Raw genomic sequence first — 20,389 nt, forward strand, 5'->3', positions numbered from 1 at the left:
TTACAATGCTGGGAAATGAGGTAGTACTTCTTCTCCTAGCTCATCCAATACTTCGTCAGCTGGACGTTGACCATCAAATAGAGCAAGGAATAAATGATTCACACCAATACTTTTATATATATCAAGTAATTCAATTAGTGCCTTACGCCCTGTACGGTAACCTAAACGGATCGGTGTAGGACGTTCATTTGGATCTTCAGATAAATCTAAATGCATCGGTTGTATAAATGGTTTGAATACATCTGGATGATAATCCTCTACTAGTTCTCTCCATTGTCCAATTGCTCCCGCTTGATGTACTGGACTACGTGGATAATACATCCATCCATCTCCATGTTCAGCGAACCAGTCCATATTTTGCTGACTAAAACCTGTAATAAAGGTTGGAATATGCTTAGACGGTTTTGGAACTAAATTCGCACCATGAACTTCTCCTAGTGTCGACTGGATAGACGGGAAGTTTTTATACAAAATTTCTTCCAAGTAAGCAAACGCTTCTCTAAACTTTTCACCTCGTGTTTCATGACTAACACCTAACGCCTTGAAATCAGCACGTCTGTCACCGGATGAAACGCCAAGCATAATTCTTTCTGGAAATAGTTGATCCAATGTAGCAATTTCTTTCGCCACACGCAATGGATGACGAAGTGACAATACAGTTGCCGACGTTCCAAATGCGATTTTCTCTGTTTTGCTTGCTAAATATGTCAAATAAATCATCATATCGTAAATTTGACCTGTTGCAGGATCACCAAAGTCAGGGTCTTGCAGCAATACATCGCGAAGCCATACACCTGTAAAACCGTATTGTTCCGCTTTTTGTACTAACTCTACTTGTTTTTCCATCGTTGGAGCATGAAACTGATAATTTTCAATCGGAATGTGAACTCCTAATGTAAGTTGATCTTTCGCAAACATACGATTATATCCAAAATGATTCGCAAACTTTTCCATGTGTTTCACTCACTTTCCTTCATTCATATAAATCTATACTTTTCTTTACTCTTAATATTTCTTTTGAAATTTCATAGACAATGCTGTAACACCACATTGTTGCCGATTGTAATCGTTATAACTTTCTTTGTGCTACGAGTGTTATTATAAATCGGCCATAACATGAATAACAGTACGTACTTTAAAGTGATGTAGGCACTTTTAAGTACCTATACTAAGTGAGTAATAATAAATCATGCTGCAAAAATAACATCTACCCTTTCTTCAAAAAGCTTTACAGTAGTTTTTAGAAGTACGTTACATTATTTCATTTCATGCACTTTCCTCTTCTTTATATAAAATTCTCACTAACCAAATTCAAAATATTATACTTATTTTTCGCACTTTGCTATGCTATAACCACAAACAGGAGGTATAAACTATGAAAGCACAAATTATCCATTCTTTTGGGGATTCATCTGTATTTCAATTAGAAGAAGTTTCAAAACCAAAACTTTTACCAGGTCATGTTCTAATCGATGTAAAAGCAACAAGTGTAAATCCAATCGATACCAAAATGCGTAGTGGCGCTGTTTCAGCAGTCGCTCCTGAGTTTCCAGCTATATTACACGGCGATGTAGCTGGTATTGTTATTGAAGTAGGAGAAGGTGTTTCGAAATTCAAATCAGGGGATGAAGTATACGGATGTGCCGGAGGTTTTAAAGAAACTGGAGGTGCACTTGCAGAATTTATGCTTGCTGATGCGCGATTAATTGCTCACAAACCTAAAAATTTAACAATGGAAGAAGCAGCTGCTCTACCATTAGTTGCAATTACAGCTTGGGAATCTTTATTTGATCGTGCAAATATTAAACCTGGTCAAAATGTTCTCATTCATGGAGCTACTGGTGGCGTAGGACACGTAGCCATTCAACTAGCTAAATGGGCAGGCGCTAAAGTTTTTACAACCGCTTCTCAGCAAAGCAAAATAGACATAGCCCATCGTCTAGGAGCCGACATAGCTATTAATTATAAAGAAGAATCTGTTCAAGAATATGTACAAAAACATACGAACGGAAACGGATTTGAAGTTATATTTGATACAGTAGGCGGCAAGAATCTTGATCATTCTTTTGAAGCTGCTGCGGTCAATGGAACCGTCGTAACAATCGCTGCTCGTTCAACCCATGACCTCTCTCCTTTACACGCAAAAGGACTCTCTCTGCACGTTACTTTTATGGCGTTAAAAATATTACATACAGATAAACGTGACGCTTGCGGGGAAATTTTAACTAAACTAACGCAAATAGTAGAAGAAGGACACCTTCGACCATTGCTAGATTCTAAACCTTTTACGTTTGATGAAGTTGCACAAGCACATGAATATTTGGAGTCAAATAAAGCAATTGGGAAAATAGTGTTGAAAAACGTTTGGTAACTTTCACTAAATAATACAAATAACAGCGGGATTGCTTCGCCTTATCTTTGTCTTAAGAGGCGTGCCACAACCTTAAAAGCTTTCCATCCTTTACAACAAGTAAAAAATAACAGCCGAATTTTTCTTATAGTAGAAAATTCGGCTGTTTGCATGTCGCAATTTACTTTTTGTATATTTCCATTAATAGATAAAATACAACTCATTTGCCTTACCATCTTTACCTTCAACAGAATATTATGTTGTTTTTAATTTTTTAAAACACACTACGTACTAATCCCCCGTCTATTCGCAACGCGGAACCATTAATTGCTGAAGAAAGTGGGCTGCTTAAGAAAGTGACAAGATTGGCAATTTCTTCTGGTCGAATAAGTCTTTGAATAATAGAGGTTGGTCGATTCTCTTTCATAAATCGCTTCTCAGCTTCTTCTATTGTCAATTGCTCATTAGGATAAAGACTATTTAACATAGTCTCCACTCCTTCCGTTAAAGTCGAACCAGGCATTATAGTATTAACAGTCACATTCGTTCCTGTCGTCAGCTCAGCTAAACTGCGAGAAAGTGAGAGTTGCATCGTTTTAGTCGCACTATAGTGAGCCATTTCTTGAGATGGCATAATAGCTGCTTCGCTAGCAATAAAGATGACTCTTCCTTCTTTTCTTTCAATCATTTGTTTTAAATACGAGCGAGTAAGTCGAACACCACTCATAATATTGACTTCAAACAATTTAAACCAATCTTCATCAGGAATATCAAAATATTCTACAGGTTCAAAAATTCCTAAGTTATTAATAAGAATGTCTACTTCAGGGTACTTTTCAATCACATTTTGGCACCCTTTTTCTGTTCCTAAATCAGCTACTACGGGTTGAAGGATAGCATCCGGATACTGCGCTTGAATTTCGTTTATCGTTTGATTAACATTTTCTTCACGGCGTCCATTAATAAGTACAGTAGCTCCTTCCGCTACTAATGAAGTGGCAATTGCTTTTCCAATCCCTGCCGTAGATCCAGTAACCAGTGCTGTTTTTCCTTTTAATTGCATATGCATATAGATTCCTCCAAATTCATGTGCTAAATGATTGACTTACGTTGGAATAAATAATTACGTTTATATTGTGGTTCACTTCTCTTATCTTTAACAGAAAATAAGCAGATCCACCCTTTTTTCGAAAGAGTATAAAGTGAAACTTTAATCAGTGGGGGTCTTACCGCCCGGCAAATAGCGGGATAAACGAAAATTATGTAGCTATTGGACTCTGTACTGAATTAAAAATCGAAATTATCATCATTTAGATCTACTCGATAATTCTGATTCTAATCATTGTAATGTTAAAAAATCACATCAACAACAGAGTAACGCTAAAACCAACTAATAAATACCATTATGATATATATTAACGATAAAGAAAATTACGCACTTTAAAGTTCCATAGGAACAAAAAAGTAACCCATAAACCATAATTTCTAACCCTTTACATTTACTAACGTAGTATCCTTTTCTATCATAGAAAAGGTTGTAAAATCACACATTCTTACATACAGTTATAAGATTATTTTTATTCTAATTAACTAAAAACCATATAACACATTTGTAAAATAAAATTCTAAAAAAACCTTGCAGAAAAATTCTACAAGGTTTTTGCCTATACACACAAATTAATCACTATATTAAAATAAAAGGGTTTATAATTCATCAAAATAATATTAAATATAAGCTGCTTTAAAGGCTTGTTGGACAGCTTGTACTTCTAATGAGTCTTTACCATATAAGTTCGTTGCTACACGAATACAAGCTTCTTTTAATTCTTTAAAGTTAGAAGTCATATTTAATTCATCCGTATTTGCATAATAGAAAATATCAAACATTTTATCTTCTCCAATGCCATGTACGTTTACTCCATTATGGTTTCCACCACTAGCAATCAAGTAAGCTACTTTATTAATAATGCTAGAGTTCGTGTGTACACCACCATGATCGTGGTCAGCATCAATAGGTAAGTTATTATAATGTCTATAGTCCTCCGGATATCTAGAAGAGATAGATGATGGGTTTTTCATATCTCTAAAAATACGACCTGATTGTTCTCCCATTGTCCAATTGAACTTTCCGTTATTGGCATACTTTTCAACTGCTACTCCTAAAATATCAGATAGAGCCTCATTAATTGCACCAGCTTCTCCTGCATACTCAAGTCCAGACTCATTTCTTGTAACCGCGTGTGTAAATTCATGTCCTGCCACATCAAATGCTCTAACAATTGGATCTCCGTATACTAGCATAGCTCCATTACTAAATGCATTGAACCACTGCTTAGGATTTCCTTTATTCGTACCATTTGTGTTCCAACCATGAACGACAGAAATTACTTTTTGCCCATTATTATCAAAGCTGTTACGGGCATATTTTTCTTGATAAAAATCATATACTTTTGTTGCTAAATAATGGGCACTAACTGCTTTAGGATCTGTAAAATTTGTAGAATTACTTGTTACTAAATCATCGAGATACCCCCATACATTTCTTCTATAATTATTATAATCTTTATAATTAGCAGTATATGTTTCAATTCCCTTACCACGAGAATAATCTGCAAGCATGTACGTTCCATCACTTCGCTGTGTAATTCCAAACGTACGATTAATGCCTAAGTCATCTTTTCCTGTACCTGTTAATTTTGAAGGATCTTGTGATTTATTTGCTGTCGCAGATTGGACAATACTACTATCTACTTGTATACCCAATTTTTGAACGAGTTCTTTTAATAGATTACCACCAAAAGCATCAATTAATACTGTACCAGATACATATTCAGGTGTAGATGCACTAAAAGTAATTTGATATGCGTTTGTAGCTTTATTTGTATTTTCATCTACATATACCACTTGTTTAATTTCTGGTTCTTCAATAAATGTGAGATCATTTCCATAGATGTTGAAAAGCTGTTTCTTTGCATCCTCTTCTGATAAAGTAATAGGTTGTTTCAAATCTTCCTGTTGTTGTAGATCTTGGGCACTATCCCCCGAAACGCTCGTAAGTACACCATCATCATTAATATGTGCTGTTAGTTGATATCCGTATACATCACGTCCTTCATACGTTTGTTGAAGACGTACCAATGTAGTACCATCATAAGATTTACGACTTTGCGTAACATTATAATTAACTTTGGATTCCGTATTAACTTGCTTTGCTGATAATGCTTGTTCTGTTTTTCCTTTTAGTGCATCCTTTGCTACATTTTCTGCCGAATTTTGAGAAGGTGCTGTTAAATTACCTGTTCGGAACGTATCTTCCTTTGTTTCCACTTTTAAATCTTCTGTTTCCGCATGCACTCCTCCATAGGGCATAATCGCCGATAACACGACTCCTGTAGTTAAACCTACCTTTACGAAATTATTCATATTCTTACTCCTTTATAATCTTATTATTAAGTTAAACGAATGTTTTTTCGAAATTGGAAACATAGATATTTCAAGCTATCTATGTTTATCTACTATGAATTGTGATTCCTCATAATATAGATAGATTGCGTCGTTACTTTTAGATTCATTTCATTTCTCAAAAATTACTCATTATATAAGCTATCTTTATATTTATTTATATACGTTATTTTTTGTGGTTCTGATAACATATTTATCGCCATCCACACATTCTTTTTCATTTCTAATTTTTGCATTGGTATCTCTTTTAAAACTGGATTACCTATAATTTCTTCCATTTCTTCATCAATTCTTTGCATAAGATTTTCTTCTGGATTATTTTTCAAATAAGTATTTTTCAATCCCCATTTTGTCATTATAAATTCATTCGTTTTATTCATAGGATTAATAATAGTAGCTCTACTAGTTAATCGTTTTTTTATTTCATCATGATAGATTTTAATTCTATATCCTTCTTTTAGTGAAATGCTATCGTTTACTATCGTTACATTTGTTCCTTCCATTTCCTTCGTATAAATTTTTTCTCCCTTATCATTAAACACCTCTATTGATGCGTATTTTTCATCTGTATAATAGCTATGAGGAGTTTTAGTAGTAACCGTAAAAACAGCTTGCTTTTGCTCTAAGTCTGTATTTAATTCGGCAAACTGGTCATCTCCTAATCCTAGGAATTGAATTGTTTGATTTACCAACTTACTCACTTTCATTTCGTTAACATCAATCGTTAGACTATTATCTTTTTCTTTTACATAGGCATAATACGAACTAAAATGGTACATACTATCCGTTTTCCCACCTGAAATTTCAACTGTATAAACTCCATTTGGTACGTCTTGTAAATTGATATCTGTTGTTTCAATTGTTTTCTCTTGAACAACTGTATTCCCTTCTTTTAATTTAATTTTTCCTCCTTTCAATGTATCTATTTCATTTGTATTTAAATGGATATGCAAATTCCCTTTTAGCCCAAGTGAAGCAATTTGCTGATTTGTAACTATTTCAAAGTTGGAGTTTATCGTAATATCAGAATCAACTAGAGCTCTCGCTTTAGCTAATTGTGATTCAGGCACTATATAGGCTAAAGACGTAACAGCCGGATAACCTTTCGCCCTATTTATCTCTACTTGTTTATTATTAAGCTTAAAGCCCCATCTTTCAAACACGGGTGTAAAATCAACTTGTCCATTCTCACTATAATACTGATTCATTAAATCCGGTAAAGAATGATCATCCTTTTTGAAAGCAGCATTGCTAGCTAGTTTTCGATAACCTTGATACATTTTTGCAAAAGCTTCATCACCAGCTTTTTGTTTCGCCATCGTTAAAAGAATAAGTTTTTGTCGTAAATCTAAATCATCATAATTTTTATTTTCTTTCATTAAAGCATTATATAAATTCCGTTCTACTTGTTCCTTTTTCCCGAAATTAAACAACCAACCAACTTGATCTGCTTTTTTTCCATATTTACTATATTGATATTGAACACCGAATAGATTATTAGAAACTTCTCCTGTAAATATTCCTTGATTATCAAAACCAGCTTGGTATCCGTGAGCGATTTCATGTAAAGTTCCCCAACTCAGTTTATCTAACCACATTTTTGTACTATCTGAACTATTCGCTGTCCAATTTGTGCCATAATAGGCACCGCCAGCACCAGATATATCTGCTTTTAAAAAATAACGATTTTGACTTTTTTTATTTTCAACCGCTGAACCATCTAAACCAATAATTGAATCATACATCGCAAAAATATCTTCATAATACGCAATTAACTCATCCAATGATTGAAAATCTTTTAAAGACCTTACTATTTCTTTATCTTTTTTAGGTATAAATAATTGAAAACTCTCCCCTTGAAGTAACGCATACTCTCCATCAAATTGATCCCATGTACTAAAAAATTGAGATACACTTCCTTGTTGTTTATAAATGGGAAGAGGTTTAGTAGCACTTTCATTCCCTACTTGGTACTCAAGTACAGCATGCTCTTCACCATACGGAGTATCTATGAAAGGAACTAAAGGCGTATCACCTTGAATGGTAATCCATTCATTTCCTACTTGTATGGATTTTTCATTTTTAGAGTCATTAGACAATAAACGTAATGTTAATTTGTCTTTAAAATTAGGATTCGTTTGTCTTACCTTTAATGGTGTATTTCTCTGCAAAATAAATCCTAAATCTTGTCGATCGTGATATTTACCCTTACTTATGCCCGCCTGAAATATCCAAGTAGGCTCTTCTAAACTTGTAATTTCTTTTACATTTGTTCGTTCATCAGCATGTAAATGTATATTTCCTATGTGGAAAAACATTGTATACATGATGCCTATAACAAGTAATCTTTTCATTTGCATATCTCCTTTTCTATTTTTTATATACAAAATACAATAAAACCCTCCTTCTTCACTTATAACTGTCGTCAGTAAGTTACTTATCAGTGTAATTATTATAGTTACATTAACTCGTGATTATCAATCATTAAATGTATGTAATTTTGCATATACGAATACTTAATGACAATTCCCAAAGTATCCTATAATTATCAATATTTTTTCAGACATTATTCAAAAAAAAACACGAAGACTCTTAAGTCTTCATGTTTTTTTATACATGTTATTAAACTTGTGATTGAATTAATTACTTAAATCTTTTTAATCGCGAAAAATCAATTATTTTTAGGCTGATAGCCATACGTAAACTTTTATGATTTACTCATCCTTTTTGTTCTGTAATATTAAATTTTGAAACCAGTTCCGTTAATTCTTCCACCTTTTCTTTCATTTTGTTGGATTGGATTGATATTTGTTCAATTGATACGGCCTGTGATTGAATTGAATTTACTGTTTGAAGCGTCTCCTTTTTCACATCCGTTGCAGTTTCAGAAACTAGCGAAAGAGAAGCATTTACTTCTTCTGTACCAGCAGACATCTCTTCTGTCGCTGCGGATACTTCTTGAATTTGACTTGTAATCTTATCAATATCTCTCATAATAGACAAGAAGGTTTGATTCGCTTTGTAAGCAGCTTCTTTTCCTTCTACTGCCTTTTGTTGTCCTTTTTGCATGACATTAACTGTATCTTGGGTATCTTTTTGAATGGATTTTATTAAATGATTAACTTCTTTTGCAGATTCTTTAGATTGCTCAGCCAAGTCTCGAACTTCTGCGGCAACCACTGCAAATCCTTTCCCATTCTCTCCAGCACGTGCCGCTTCAATAGCGGCATTTAAGGCAAGAAGATTCGTTTGTTCGGCAATATTAGTAATTGCAGCGAGAGCTGTATCAATCTGTTGTGTACGTGTAACAAGTTTATTTATTACTTTTGATGTTTCCTCGACAACATCATGCACACTATTCATTTGAAGAATAGAGTGATTTATCACTTCACTACCGATATTTATTCGTTCTGTAGTCGTTACTGCTACCTCAGCGACTACTGCTGAAGATTCAGCTACAGTTTGCACCCCTGTTGTAATTTCTTCCATTGAGGATGAGCTCTCCTGAATACTAGTTACCTGTCCTTCTATTTTTGTTTTTACTTCTAAAACAGTCTGTACAACCTCATTTGAAATACTAGACGCTCGATTTGTATCTTGTAATACGCCCTCCGTAGTAGAAATAACCTCTTGTGTTGTCATCTTAACATTCGCAATTAATTGTTGAAGGTTATCTAACATACTATTAAAAGACTGAACAATATGCCCTAATTCATTATTTGCTTTATAAGGAGTACGTGTTGTTAAATCTCCAGCTGCTACTTTTTCCATATCATTTTGTAGTAACACAAGTGGTTTTCGGATAGTTAATTTAATAATATATCCAATTAATATAATTATCAAAATTGCTAAAAGCGAAATACTAATAAACATTATCATTGTATTTTGAGCACTATTATTATTTTCCTTCTGTAAAAGCTCTGCATTATTACTATTATATAAAATCAATTCACGAATTGATTTTATTGATTTTTGCATATTAGGTTCAATCTCTTTTAGGTAATATGCATATGCTTCCTCATTATTAGATTTCCCTAATTCTTGCGCTTTCTTCATTTGAGTTCTTAATTCATTAAATGTTTCATAAAACGTGTTATATAATTCTTTTTCTTTAGTAGAAATAACTTTAGCCTCAAACTGCTTTAAAAGATGATCATCTTCCTGACGAATTCCGTCCATTTCTCTTATTAATTCATTCATTCTTTTTTCATCTTTTGATACCATAATTTCCATAAAGTTCATATTAACATGATAAAAATTAGATTCTACAATACCAATCCACTCAATTGGTAGTAAATTATCCTCATACATATTAGAGGAAGTACTTTTCCCTCTTTCTAATCCCCAAAACCCTATTAGGGATAATACTATACATGCAATACTTGATATAGTTATTAATATGTTTAGTTTTGTACCAACCTTACTGTTTCTTAATAATTCCAATTCACTTTCTCCATTCTAATATATAGTTTAAGTAATGTATTTTATACTAAGAATCCAAAAATTACGATGTTTATTTTGTGATATGCAATTTTGCATATCATCCACTACTGATTCAAAATAACCTAACATTGTAATTTTGGTTTTCCAAAAATTCATGATTATGAACACACCCTATTAATTCTTAAACTTCTCATCCAAAATATCCAAAAATATTGTGGCACCAGGGGAACCCATCATTGATATATAAATTACACTGCTATACAAGACTAGCTTAAAAATATTTTTCTTATTGCTCATTTTTCTATTTCCTCTCTATTAGAAGTACTCCTAGCACATCGCACTAATAAAAACGATAGTATTAAAAAATAAGGAAAGACATAACACCTATGTCTTTCCTCTAAAATTGTAACACTCAATATACTCTTAGCTCTATTTGATTTGCCAGTTAAATCCTCACATTTCTTTCTTTATAATATCTCCTAACTCCGTCCAACTTGTAATCCGCGGGATATTGAGATGTTGATTGTAAGAAGTAGTTTTTGCATACACATTTATCGGTTTTCCTATTAACGTTTCTAAGACTGCCGGCTTATCATCAAAGAAATAGTTTAATTTTATTTCTTGTATGAAGTGTATTTTTTCTTCATCCCTCATTCCATAGAAAAAGCGATCTTCATATACCGGAAAACCTTTTTCTATTAACCATTTTTTTGTTTGCTCTCCATGTTCTTTAGGCCGTGCTGTTATATAGTATATTTCATGTCCCTGTTTTTCTAATTCTTGTAATGTCTCTACTGCATATGGAAACGGTGAACAAGAAGTATAATAAATCTCATCCAGCAAACTATTCCACATATGACTGCCTTCCTCCGAAGTCATGCCAAATGCTTCATGAATTTCAATTGTTTTTAAAGAATGAAATACATCCAATCCTATTTTTTTGTTTAATTTCTTATTATATAAATGAAAAGCATGCTGCCTTAAATCAATTAATGTATCATCGATATCAAATCCAAACTTCACTCTTCATCGCTCCTTTCTGCAATCCATTTATCGGAAAATATAAGTAGCTTTTATTCTCCTTATATTTTCCGATATTCTGGATAGCCAATAAATCTATAATCTTTTCCAACCTGGGTAAATGATATATCCTTAAATTCAATTGCATCTTGCATTTTTGTAATACCAGTCCCCCCTACAAAGCTAGGCGCCAATCTGCCCCCAATAATTTTTGGTGCGACATATAATATAAGTTTATTCATCAATTTATTTTCAATAAACGAAGCATTTACCTCTCCACCACCTTCAATAAGCAGGGAGGAAACTCCTTTTTGCCCTAAAACATCAAGCATTTCATGTAAGTTTATATGCTTTTCTCCGCTAGTAACAAATACTTTAACTCCTGCATTTTCTAATGCTTTCTTTTTTTTCGCTGCATGATTACTTGTTGTAAATATCCAGGTAGGAGCTTCTCCATCTGTAACAACGTTAGCTTCCATCGGTATGCGTAATGTCGAGTCCAATATTATTCGAATTGGATTTCGTCCATTTGGAATACGCGTTGTCAATGATGGATTATCCTTTTGAACAGTATTCGCTCCTACTAAAATAGCCGCATTTTCGTTTCGTATTTGGTGTACTTCTTGTCTTGCTTCTGTAGATGTAATCCACTTACTATCCGATGAAGACGTAGCGATTTTCCCATCTAATGTAACTCCTGATTTAATCGTTACAAATGGACGCTTTGTCAAAATATATTTATTAAAGACTTCATTCATTTTTTTAGATTCTTCTTCACACACTCCTACAAGTACTTCAATACCTGCATCTTGTAGAATTTTAATTCCACGTCCAGAAACAAGCGGGTTTGGATCAAGTGTAGCAACTACTACCTTCTTAATTCCTGCTTGTACAATTGCTTCAGCACAAGGCCCTGTTCTACCATAATGAGAACAAGGTTCAAGAGTTACATAGATTGTAGCACCACGTGCCTGTTCTCCAGCCATACGTATCGCATGTATTTCGGCATGTGGTTCTCCGGCCTTCATATGTGCTCCGACCCCTACAATTCGATTATCATTTACAATTACAGATCCAACCAATGGATTTGGAGTCGTTTGTCCCTTCATAGCCTTGGCATTTTCTAGTGCTAGCTTCATATACAATTCATGCTCAAGCATGTAAGTGTCCCCCTTCAAAATGTCCAGAACGCTGAATCTTCGTTTGCAAATATTTCTCATTAAACTCTGAGATATCACCCCATAACGGTTCACGACTCGTAACATTTAATCCAGCTTTTTGTAACGCTTCTAATTTTTTCGGATTATTTGTAATAAGTTTTACAGGTTTTGAACGTAGCGCTTTTAATACTTCAATTGTATCATCATAGTTTCGAACATCATCTTCAAAGCCTAGGTTCAGATTAGCTTCTACTGTATCTAACCCATTTTCTTGCAAGAGGTACGTCATTGCTTTACTAAACAAACCAATTCCTCTTCCTTCATGATTCGCTAAGTAAAATAAAGCACCTGAACCATGTTCTGTAATCATTTGTAAAGACTGCTTTAATTGGAATCCACAGTCACAACGTTTACTACCAAAGATATCACCGGTGTGACAAATACTATGCATACGAATTAGGGCATCTTCAGAATTCTCAAAATCACCATATACAAGCACACTAGATTGCTGCATATCAGCTAAATTAATAGATGAGAGTTTTTCGATAATTCCTTCTACACTATTTGTAACCTCACTACATTGTAACCAAGAATACCATTGGAAAATTTTAGTCTCCCCATATAAATTAATTGGCAATTTGATAGGTCCTACTAAATAAATATCCTTTCCATCTTGATGTATAAATTGAATTTTATCTTCTAACATATGAATTGTATCTGTTGTAACCATTAGGTACCTCCTAGTATTGAGAATCTCTAAAAATTCTCTTCCATTGTTATATTTTTTATTGTTTAACTTACACAACGTAAGTGTTTTTACAGATGCTATTCTTTTTTCTCTCAGCTTATATGCAATATGTATCATTACAACTTTGGCCATTTAAAGAAAAGAGTTTTAGTTACATAAAACAACTTAGTTACTTTATGTAAGTGAGTATACATTCGTAATTAATTTACGTCAAGTAATTAATTATAAAAACATTTGTTACTAATAGTAAGATGTTATATAATTTGTTTTAGGAGGTGAAGGAAAATGAATGATTCTACATTATGCCCTCGCTTTGAAAAAGGAATGAAATTTTTTAGCCAACGATGGACAGCACTAATTATTTACCAACTTTTTTCTGGATCTCAGCGCTTTTGTACGCTTGAATCTTCTCTTCCTGTTAGCGGAAGATTACTTTCAGAAAGATTGAAAGAATTAGAACTAGAAGGAATTGTTGAACGTAAAGTCTTTCCTGAGACACCAGTTCGTATAGAATATTCTTTAACTCAAAAAGGATTTGCTTTAGAAGCTATTATTCGCGGAATAGAAGAATGGTCACAGGAATGGATAGAACTTGAGGAATAACATAAAAGCTTTTTCGTATATAGTTTTAAGTAATCAAATTACAGATACCTATTATTAAAACGCTATTTTTTCAAGCATTTATGAAAACTTAGCGTTTTTTAATAAATAAAATGTAAGAAATAAAACAAGGTGATCAAAACGATCACCTTGTTCCTTTAAAAATTAAAATAGTGTTTCTAACGCCTTTTATTCATACATACTCGCTTAATAAAAAGAACGAATAAACTTTTTGTAACTAAACAGTTTTATTTTCACAATACAGTTAGCTTCCCCCGCTATTTACGGACAGTAAGACCGCTACTAATTAAAGTTTCACTTTATTACATTTGAATATTACTTATGAAATTTCACACGCTCTTCAAGTGGTTGGAATTCTTTTTCTCCTGGTGCAGCCGTTGGATTACCAAATGGCATTTGTGCAATTAGTTTCCAATTAGCAGGGACATTCCATTCTTGTTTTACCTCATCGTCAATTAATGGATTATAATGTTGTAAAGATGCCCCTAATCCCTCTGCTTCTAAACCTGTCCACACGACTAATTGGTGCATACCTGATGCTTGGTGTGACCAAATTGGGAAGTTTTCAGCATATGCAGCAAATTTTTCTTGAAGCGATTTAACGATAGCCTCATCTTCAAAGAATAGTACTGTTCCATAACCAGCTTTAAAAGAATCCATTTTTTGTTGCGTTCCTGAGAAATCTCCATCTCCAACTACTTTTCTTAATGTTTCAGTTGTAATATCCCATAATTTATCATGAGCTTCACCAAATAATACAACTAATCGCGCAGTTTGAGAATTGAAAGCTGATGGAGTATATTTCACAGCAAACTCCACAATTTCTTTAATTTTTTCATCCGATACTTGTACCTCTTTGTTAATTCCATAGTAAGTACGTCTTTCTTTCAGTGCAGTATAGAAATCTTTTGTCATAATTCATTTCCTCCTAAGTTTTAATATTCTTCAAAATGATACATTGCGAAGATAATATGAGTTGAAATGAGTTCATTTTTGAACCATTGAACACCATAACACCAATTGCTAGTCATTCTGAATCTAAACCACTGCTTCTTGCTTCAGTTTCCCTAAAAAAACACTTATAGCATCATTGATACAATCTAGTGATCATTCGGTATTATTTTACCCATTCTCTATTCATGTATCCTGCTTGTTTCATATTTACACAAATATGAAAATAACCTTAAATTGCTGGTCAAAAAAGCCAGGTAGTATGAATAACACATTACCTGGCTTTTTACATTTTTAATTTAAATTCAACTAAACATTACCAATGAATAGTAGTAAAAACTATACCCGTCACTTATTTAATAATTAACATCTCATAAGGATGTTGTTCCATAAATCTATTCTCCCAAGGAATCTCTAATGATGTCCAATTTGAACCACCGTCTACTGACTGATACACTCCTTTATTGCTAAACAGATAAAACGTTCCATCACTTGTTGCCTTTAATACTGGTATGATTGCCCCTTTAGGAGTTGGTAAACCTGCATTCATTTCTGCCCAAGGCTGATCTTTTTCTTTCTTATAAATAAATGATTCACAATTTCCATTATTGTAATCATGCGCTACGTGTGGATTTGAAGATGTCGCGATGATAATATTTTCTGGATCATTTGGGTTAACTGCCATTTGATATGCGTAATGATGCTTTAGCCCACTACACATATAGTTCCAAGTCTTACCTCCATCATTACTCTCCGCATACTCTTGACCTGGTTCTTTCAAGAATGAATCACCTAACACCCCGTATAAACGATTTGGGGCATTGCGATGTGATTTAAGAATGTGAATATCTTGAGGATAGTTCCCCTCTTTTTCCTCAGTCCATGTCTTACCTCCATCTACACTTTTAATTAATCCGCCTACCTCAATAGTCGTATAAATAGTTTCTGGATTATTAGCATCAATTTCAATATGTTTTACATGGTGTGTATATGTTCTTTGAGGAAAGAACCATGATGAATATGATGGCATTTGTCGATAATCTGTTAGCAGCTCAAAACTGTCTCCTCCATTTTTGGATACGAACATTGCACTCGGTTCAGTTCCTACATATACAATCCCGTTACCGTCATCCCCCTTCGCTGGAGATACAGAAACTGCTGTAATAGCTCTCATATGAATAGTATTAGCTGGGAACACTTCACCAAATGAAGGTAACGCACCAATTGCTTCCCACGAACTTCCTCCATCTTTACTTCTCCATAATCCCCTATCAAAAGTACCACAATACATTCTTTCTGGATCGTATGGATCTGAAGCTAACGCAACTGGATTCGCACCTACAAACTGCGATTGGACGCTCCATGTTGAGTCTTTTTTTTCTGCAATTACAAGTTCTCTATCAAACGCTAATATGAATTTTTCCATAACTAAAATCTCCTCGTTTCATAATATATCTTGTATTATTTGAATCTTTACCATTACAAGTTAAGAGGTGACATTTATGTGCTATAGCATATAAAAGGTAAATTTTCTAAGCAATATGTGATTAAAAACTTACATTATATAATTTGTTAACTTCACATCCGTATGATGAACAAGATGTCCTGTTAACTCATATAAGTCCATATGCCACCTCTAAATAAATCGCATTTTACATGCTATAGCATATATAATATAGAATCCATTATTTTATGTCAAACTTTAATACTGTTAATCAGTTCTTTAGCTCGTCTAAAGTAATTTAAAAGTCATAATATAAACAGAAACATTTTATTGAATAGACAATAAAAAAAGAGTGCAATTTTTGCACTCTTTTTACTCATTTCTATTAGAAATCAAAGTTATCAGGATCTGGACCAACGCGGTGATTTTGATTTAATGCATCGATTTTTTCCATATCTTCTTTCGTTAATTCAAAGTTAAATACATCTGCATTTGCAATAATGCGGTGCTCTTTCGTTGATTTTGGAATTGTGATCACTTCATTTTGAAGGTCCCAACGTAAAATCACTTGTGCTGTTGTTTTACCATGTTTCTCAGCAATTGCCTGTAAGGTTTCATTATCTAATAATTGACCTTGCATAAGTGGTGACCATGCTTCCATTTGAATACCTTGTTCTTTACAGAAAGCTTGTAATTCTTTTTGTGTTAAACGAGGATGGTATTCTACTTGATTGATCATCGGCTTAATTTCTGCATCTTTTATTACATCTTGCAGATGGTGAATTTGGAAATTACTTACGCCAATTGCACGTACACGCTTTTCTTTATAAAGTGTTTCTAACGCTCTCCATGTATCTTTATATTTCCCTTCTACAGGCCAGTGAACAAGATATAAATCTAAATAATCTAGCTTTAATTTTTTTAAGCTCTCTTCGTATGCAGCAATCGTTTCTTCATATCCTTGATCTGCGTTCCATACTTTTGAAGTAATAAATAATTCTTCTCTTGAAATACCAGTTGTTTCAATACCGGCACGAATCCCCTCACCTACAGCTGCTTCATTTCCATAAATTGCAGCTGTATCGATGCTGCGGTATCCTGCTTTAATTGCTGATTTAATCGCTTCTACAAGTTCTGGTCCTTCTTCTACTTTAAATACACCTAAACCAAACCAAGGCATTTCCACACCATTACTTAATACTGTTTTACTTTGTAAATTTTTCATTTTATTTTCTCTCCTTTTATTTTACTTGATCTCTTTTTTCTAATGTCATGCTCCATGCTGTTAAAATAACAGCACCTACTACCATAATGCCGCCTACCCAAGCTGTATGAATTAACCCTAACAAGTTCGTTACAATACCACCTAAATAAGCACCAAGGGCAATCCCAGCATTAAACGCCGCAATATTAATTGCCGATGCAACATCGACAGCACTCGGTACAAATCGTTCAGCTAACATTACGACATATACTTGTAACCCTGGAACATTCATAAATGCGAATAGCCCCATTAAAATAATAGTGATTAACCCAGCTACCTTAAATGGTGCCGTAAATGTTAAAACAAATAATATAATCGCTTGAATAAAGAACATGTAGAATAGCGCTCGAATTGGATTATGATTCGATAATTTTCCGCCAATCACATTCCCTATCGCAATGGCGATTCCATACACTAATAAAATGATAGTAACCGTATTAGCTTTAAATCCTGTTACTTCTTGTAATAACGGAGATAAATACGTAAATGTTACGAATGTTCCCCCATATCCTAATGCAGTAATGATGAAAACTAGTAACAGTCTTCCGTTCGTAATCAATTTAAACTGATCGCGGAATGATACAGACGTACCTTTTTTCATATTAGATGGAATGAGAATACTATTTGCGATTAAGGCAATAATTCCAATTACTACAATTGCTAAAAATGATGTTCTCCAGCCAAATTGTTGACCAATAAATGTTCCAATTGGTGCCCCTGTAATAGTCGCAACTGTTACGCCGGTAAACATAATTGCAATCGCGCTAGCACGTTTATTTTCTGGTACAAGTGCCGCAGCAATTGTTGAACCAATTGACATAAACACACCATGCGAAAGTGCAGAAACAATTCGCGCAATAAGTAATACAGTGAAGCTTGTTGCTACCGCTGCGATTCCGTTACCAATAATGAAAATAATCATAATCCACATTAATAACGTTTTTCGTGACATATTAGCTGTTAATGACGTTAATACTGGAGCCCCAAACGCTACGCCTAACGCATATAAAGAAACTGTTAAACCAGCCGTTGTAACCGACACATGTAAATCTTCCGAAATAGATGGTAATAAACCAACACTAACAAATTCAGTTGTCCCAATCCCGAACGCACTAATTGCTAACGCTAACAACGCAAATATACTTCTTCGATTCATCTGAACTTCTGAAGACGATGCTGTATATGAATTCAATTAAGTTCCCCCTCTTCCCTATAATTCCTATCATAATAGTGCGATAAAAAGGCCCTTTTATCTTCTAAAAAACATATTTAATCTCTACAAACGCTATTATGAATGGTTGCATTCTCTTTTTAGTACCGTAAAGCTTGTCTCTTTCCTACATGTACTATTATGAAATATATTTAACATAATGAATAGTACGCACTTTAAAGTGCTGTAGGTACTAAAAAGTAACATAGTTAATTACTAGTACCATAAAGCTTGTTCCCTCTCACATGTGCTATTATGAATGATATTTAACATAATAAAAAGTACGTACTTTAAAGTACTATAGGTACTAAAAAGTAACATTTATATAACCTAACTTATTTTGCTCAAAAATTGAAATCTACATTCCATGAAAAAGACTTTCAAATGAAGAAATACACTTTTCCCGTAGAGGCAACTTTAGAGGACATTACTTAAACATATAAAGGATCATGTTCATTACCACAGACAAATAATAAAAAGGCAAAAACGAACAGAAATGTGTTCATTTTTGCCTTTTTTATTTAACGATTAAAATGTACGACTTCTGGAAAGGAAATCTGCATTAGCTCCTGTTACACCACTTTGTCCCCAGTTCCCTGGAATCATTTCGCGAATAAGAATTAGTACTTTATCCAAAGGTGCATGAGTATATTTAGATGTTACTTGTGTAAGTTCGTTTACCCACTTATCCTTTGTCTCTTGATCAAATGTATTCCATATATCAATCTTAATAATAGCCATTCCATTAACGTTACGACCTGGTGTATCGTAAGACTCTTTTGTCTCCCAATTGGACACCCTACTTTTCTCAGCAAAGGTAGCATCACTTGCTACAGCCCCAGCTTTCCCCCAGTTTTCTTTCTCAAGTTCCTTTATCAACACTTGAATTTTGTCAGGGACAATTTTTAATAGTTTTATTGTAAGTTCCGTTACACTATAAATAAATTCCTTCTTTTCTTCTGCTGACATGGTTGGCCAAGTATTTAGCTCGATTAATGGCATAGTATTGCCCCCTAAAATTAATTATCTATTGACTAGTTACAACTATTGGTTCAAATGATTTTTAACTGCTCTTACTACCAATTCGTGATCTTCTTCTGGTGGTAATCCTGAAACTGTTATCATTCCAATAACCCCTACGTTTTTTATCCTGATAGGAAAGCATCCACCAAACGCAGCATATTCCGAAGTATCTAAAAGATATTTTTCATTATATGAAATTCCAGTTATTTCACTTTGTATCTGCATATAATACGAGCTACGATCATGCAGGGAAACGACTCGTTTTTTACGCTCAATCCATTTCGTATTTTCCGCATTTGTCCCTGTCATCTTGAAATGAAATAATTGCACACCATTTTTCGTTATATCAACAGCAATCAATTTCCCCTCTCGCTTTGCTGTTTCAACGATAAATAAACCTAGTTGCAAGACATCTTCATTTGTAAAAGAGGAAAATTGAAGCGTTTCCTCCTCTTTTAAAATTTGTTTACTTATTTCATTCAAATTTGAAGTACTCATATCTTTAACCTCCATAATTGTTTTATGCCACACCGACATTTTTTCGAAATTATTAGGCCATATAGTACAACCTTTCAATCAATCTGATTCCAAATAAACTGCTGTAACATCGTTGGTAACTAGTAGTACCGTAAAGCTTGTTTTCTTCTTACTGGTGCTATTATGAATGATATTCAAAGTTATAAAAAGTACGCA

At 33.7% G+C, this 20,389-nt stretch carries 16 protein-coding genes; 2 read left to right on the forward strand and 14 right to left on the reverse strand.

The genetic code is table 11. From position 1 onward, the window contains the following. On the reverse strand, nucleotides 1-954 hold the full coding sequence (locus tag N2V79_RS16140) for an LLM class oxidoreductase (protein ID WP_000410326.1): 954 nt from the start codon (nucleotides 952-954) through the stop codon (nucleotides 1-3). A gap of 421 nt (nucleotides 955-1,375) precedes the next feature. Between N2V79_RS16140 and N2V79_RS16145 the strand changes: the two genes are divergently transcribed. After that, nucleotides 1,376-2,371: a zinc-dependent alcohol dehydrogenase family protein gene (locus N2V79_RS16145; protein ID WP_000647249.1), complete on the forward strand. Its 996-nt coding sequence runs from the start codon at nucleotides 1,376-1,378 to the stop codon at nucleotides 2,369-2,371. A 253-nt stretch (nucleotides 2,372-2,624) separates the two neighbouring features. Here the strand turns inward: N2V79_RS16145 and N2V79_RS16150 are convergent, their stop codons facing one another. The 7 genes from N2V79_RS16150 to N2V79_RS16180 all read right to left on the reverse strand — a co-directional run bounded on the left by N2V79_RS16150 (nucleotide 2,625) and on the right by N2V79_RS16180 (nucleotide 13,165). Continuing rightward, nucleotides 2,625-3,419 (reverse strand): SDR family NAD(P)-dependent oxidoreductase, encoded by a 795-nt coding sequence (locus tag N2V79_RS16150; protein ID WP_000551091.1) that lies wholly within the window; start codon nucleotides 3,417-3,419, stop codon nucleotides 2,625-2,627. A gap of 656 nt (nucleotides 3,420-4,075) precedes the next feature. Further along, a complete protein-coding gene (locus N2V79_RS16155; RefSeq protein WP_340720073.1) occupies nucleotides 4,076-5,773 on the reverse strand; it encodes a M4 family metallopeptidase in 1,698 nt (565 codons plus the stop codon). A gap of 164 nt (nucleotides 5,774-5,937) precedes the next feature. Then, nucleotides 5,938-8,166, reverse strand: coding sequence for a putative mucin/carbohydrate-binding domain-containing protein (locus N2V79_RS16160; protein WP_014482088.1), 2,229 nt, complete (start codon nucleotides 8,164-8,166; stop codon nucleotides 5,938-5,940). 364 nt (nucleotides 8,167-8,530) lie between these two features. Next, nucleotides 8,531-10,255 (reverse strand): methyl-accepting chemotaxis protein, encoded by a 1,725-nt coding sequence (locus N2V79_RS16165; protein WP_340720074.1) that lies wholly within the window; start codon nucleotides 10,253-10,255, stop codon nucleotides 8,531-8,533. A 453-nt stretch (nucleotides 10,256-10,708) separates the two neighbouring features. After that, the gene (locus N2V79_RS16170; protein ID WP_197241917.1) at nucleotides 10,709-11,278 is read right to left on the reverse strand and encodes a 5' nucleotidase, NT5C type; all 570 of its coding nucleotides are present in this window, start codon (nucleotides 11,276-11,278) and stop codon (nucleotides 10,709-10,711) included. A 59-nt stretch (nucleotides 11,279-11,337) separates the two neighbouring features. Further along, complete coding sequence (ribD, locus tag N2V79_RS16175; protein ID WP_098679733.1) at nucleotides 11,338-12,435, reverse strand: bifunctional diaminohydroxyphosphoribosylaminopyrimidine deaminase/5-amino-6-(5-phosphoribosylamino)uracil reductase RibD; 1,098 nt, start codon at nucleotides 12,433-12,435, stop codon at nucleotides 11,338-11,340. Further along, the gene (locus N2V79_RS16180; protein WP_000258857.1) at nucleotides 12,428-13,165 is read right to left on the reverse strand and encodes a GTP cyclohydrolase II; all 738 of its coding nucleotides are present in this window, start codon (nucleotides 13,163-13,165) and stop codon (nucleotides 12,428-12,430) included. The genes ribD and N2V79_RS16180 overlap by 8 nt, the downstream gene beginning before the upstream one ends. A 303-nt stretch (nucleotides 13,166-13,468) precedes the next feature. On the opposite strand from N2V79_RS16180, the gene N2V79_RS16185 reads away from it, so the two are divergent. Further along, nucleotides 13,469-13,786 carry a winged helix-turn-helix transcriptional regulator gene (locus tag N2V79_RS16185; protein ID WP_001000104.1) on the forward strand — a complete coding sequence of 106 codons (318 nt, stop codon included), beginning with the start codon at nucleotides 13,469-13,471 and terminating at the stop codon, nucleotides 13,784-13,786. A 333-nt stretch (nucleotides 13,787-14,119) separates the two neighbouring features. Here N2V79_RS16185 and N2V79_RS16190 read toward each other — a convergent pair whose 3' ends face one another. From N2V79_RS16190 to N2V79_RS16215, 6 genes are all read right to left on the reverse strand, one after another. Then, the gene (locus N2V79_RS16190; protein WP_000158938.1) at nucleotides 14,120-14,719 is read right to left on the reverse strand and encodes a nitroreductase family protein; all 600 of its coding nucleotides are present in this window, start codon (nucleotides 14,717-14,719) and stop codon (nucleotides 14,120-14,122) included. Between the two features lie 388 nt (nucleotides 14,720-15,107). Continuing rightward, a complete protein-coding gene (locus tag N2V79_RS16195) occupies nucleotides 15,108-16,181 on the reverse strand; it encodes a WD40/YVTN/BNR-like repeat-containing protein (protein WP_000410436.1) in 1,074 nt (357 codons plus the stop codon). A 403-nt stretch (nucleotides 16,182-16,584) separates the two neighbouring features. Continuing rightward, nucleotides 16,585-17,424 carry an aldo/keto reductase gene (locus N2V79_RS16200; protein ID WP_000793565.1) on the reverse strand — a complete coding sequence of 280 codons (840 nt, stop codon included), beginning with the start codon at nucleotides 17,422-17,424 and terminating at the stop codon, nucleotides 16,585-16,587. Nucleotides 17,425-17,440: 16 nt separating this feature from the next. Beyond that, nucleotides 17,441-18,619 carry an MFS transporter gene (locus N2V79_RS16205; protein ID WP_340720343.1) on the reverse strand — a complete coding sequence of 393 codons (1,179 nt, stop codon included), beginning with the start codon at nucleotides 18,617-18,619 and terminating at the stop codon, nucleotides 17,441-17,443. A 582-nt stretch (nucleotides 18,620-19,201) separates the two neighbouring features. Next, the gene (locus N2V79_RS16210) at nucleotides 19,202-19,675 is read right to left on the reverse strand and encodes a tautomerase family protein (RefSeq protein ID WP_242806512.1); all 474 of its coding nucleotides are present in this window, start codon (nucleotides 19,673-19,675) and stop codon (nucleotides 19,202-19,204) included. Nucleotides 19,676-19,717: 42 nt separating this feature from the next. Beyond that, nucleotides 19,718-20,233, reverse strand: coding sequence for a heme-degrading domain-containing protein (locus N2V79_RS16215; RefSeq protein WP_340720344.1), 516 nt, complete (start codon nucleotides 20,231-20,233; stop codon nucleotides 19,718-19,720). Nucleotides 20,234-20,389: the final 156 nt, after the last annotated feature.

The organism is Bacillus sp. CH_70 (assembly GCF_038007045.1).
Taxonomy (GTDB): Bacteria; Bacillota; Bacilli; order Bacillales; family Bacillaceae_G; genus Bacillus_A; species Bacillus_A cereus.

Bases quoted from the DNA above. Each gene is read 5' to 3' on its own strand.
- N2V79_RS16140 (WP_000410326.1), bottom strand. From the start codon at position 954: ATGGAAAAGTTTGCGAATCATTTTGGATATAATCGTATGTTTGCGAAA.
- N2V79_RS16145 (WP_000647249.1), top strand. From the start codon at position 1,376: ATGAAAGCACAAATTATCCATTCTTTTGGGGATTCATCTGTATTTCAA.
- N2V79_RS16150 (WP_000551091.1), bottom strand. From the start codon at position 3,419: ATGCATATGCAATTAAAAGGAAAAACAGCACTGGTTACTGGATCTACG.
- N2V79_RS16155 (WP_340720073.1), bottom strand. From the start codon at position 5,773: ATGAATAATTTCGTAAAGGTAGGTTTAACTACAGGAGTCGTGTTATCG.
- N2V79_RS16160 (WP_014482088.1), bottom strand. From the start codon at position 8,166: ATGAAAAGATTACTTGTTATAGGCATCATGTATACAATGTTTTTCCAC.
- ribD (WP_098679733.1), bottom strand. From the start codon at position 12,435: ATGCTTGAGCATGAATTGTATATGAAGCTAGCACTAGAAAATGCCAAG.
- N2V79_RS16180 (WP_000258857.1), bottom strand. From the start codon at position 13,165: ATGGTTACAACAGATACAATTCATATGTTAGAAGATAAAATTCAATTT.
- N2V79_RS16185 (WP_001000104.1), top strand. From the start codon at position 13,469: ATGAATGATTCTACATTATGCCCTCGCTTTGAAAAAGGAATGAAATTT.
- N2V79_RS16190 (WP_000158938.1), bottom strand. From the start codon at position 14,719: ATGACAAAAGATTTCTATACTGCACTGAAAGAAAGACGTACTTACTAT.
- N2V79_RS16195 (WP_000410436.1), bottom strand. From the start codon at position 16,181: ATGGAAAAATTCATATTAGCGTTTGATAGAGAACTTGTAATTGCAGAA.
- N2V79_RS16200 (WP_000793565.1), bottom strand. From the start codon at position 17,424: ATGAAAAATTTACAAAGTAAAACAGTATTAAGTAATGGTGTGGAAATG.
- N2V79_RS16205 (WP_340720343.1), bottom strand. From the start codon at position 18,619: ATGAATCGAAGAAGTATATTTGCGTTGTTAGCGTTAGCAATTAGTGCG.
- N2V79_RS16210 (WP_242806512.1), bottom strand. From the start codon at position 19,675: ATGCCATTAATCGAGCTAAATACTTGGCCAACCATGTCAGCAGAAGAA.
- N2V79_RS16215 (WP_340720344.1), bottom strand. From the start codon at position 20,233: ATGTCGGTGTGGCATAAAACAATTATGGAGGTTAAAGATATGAGTACT.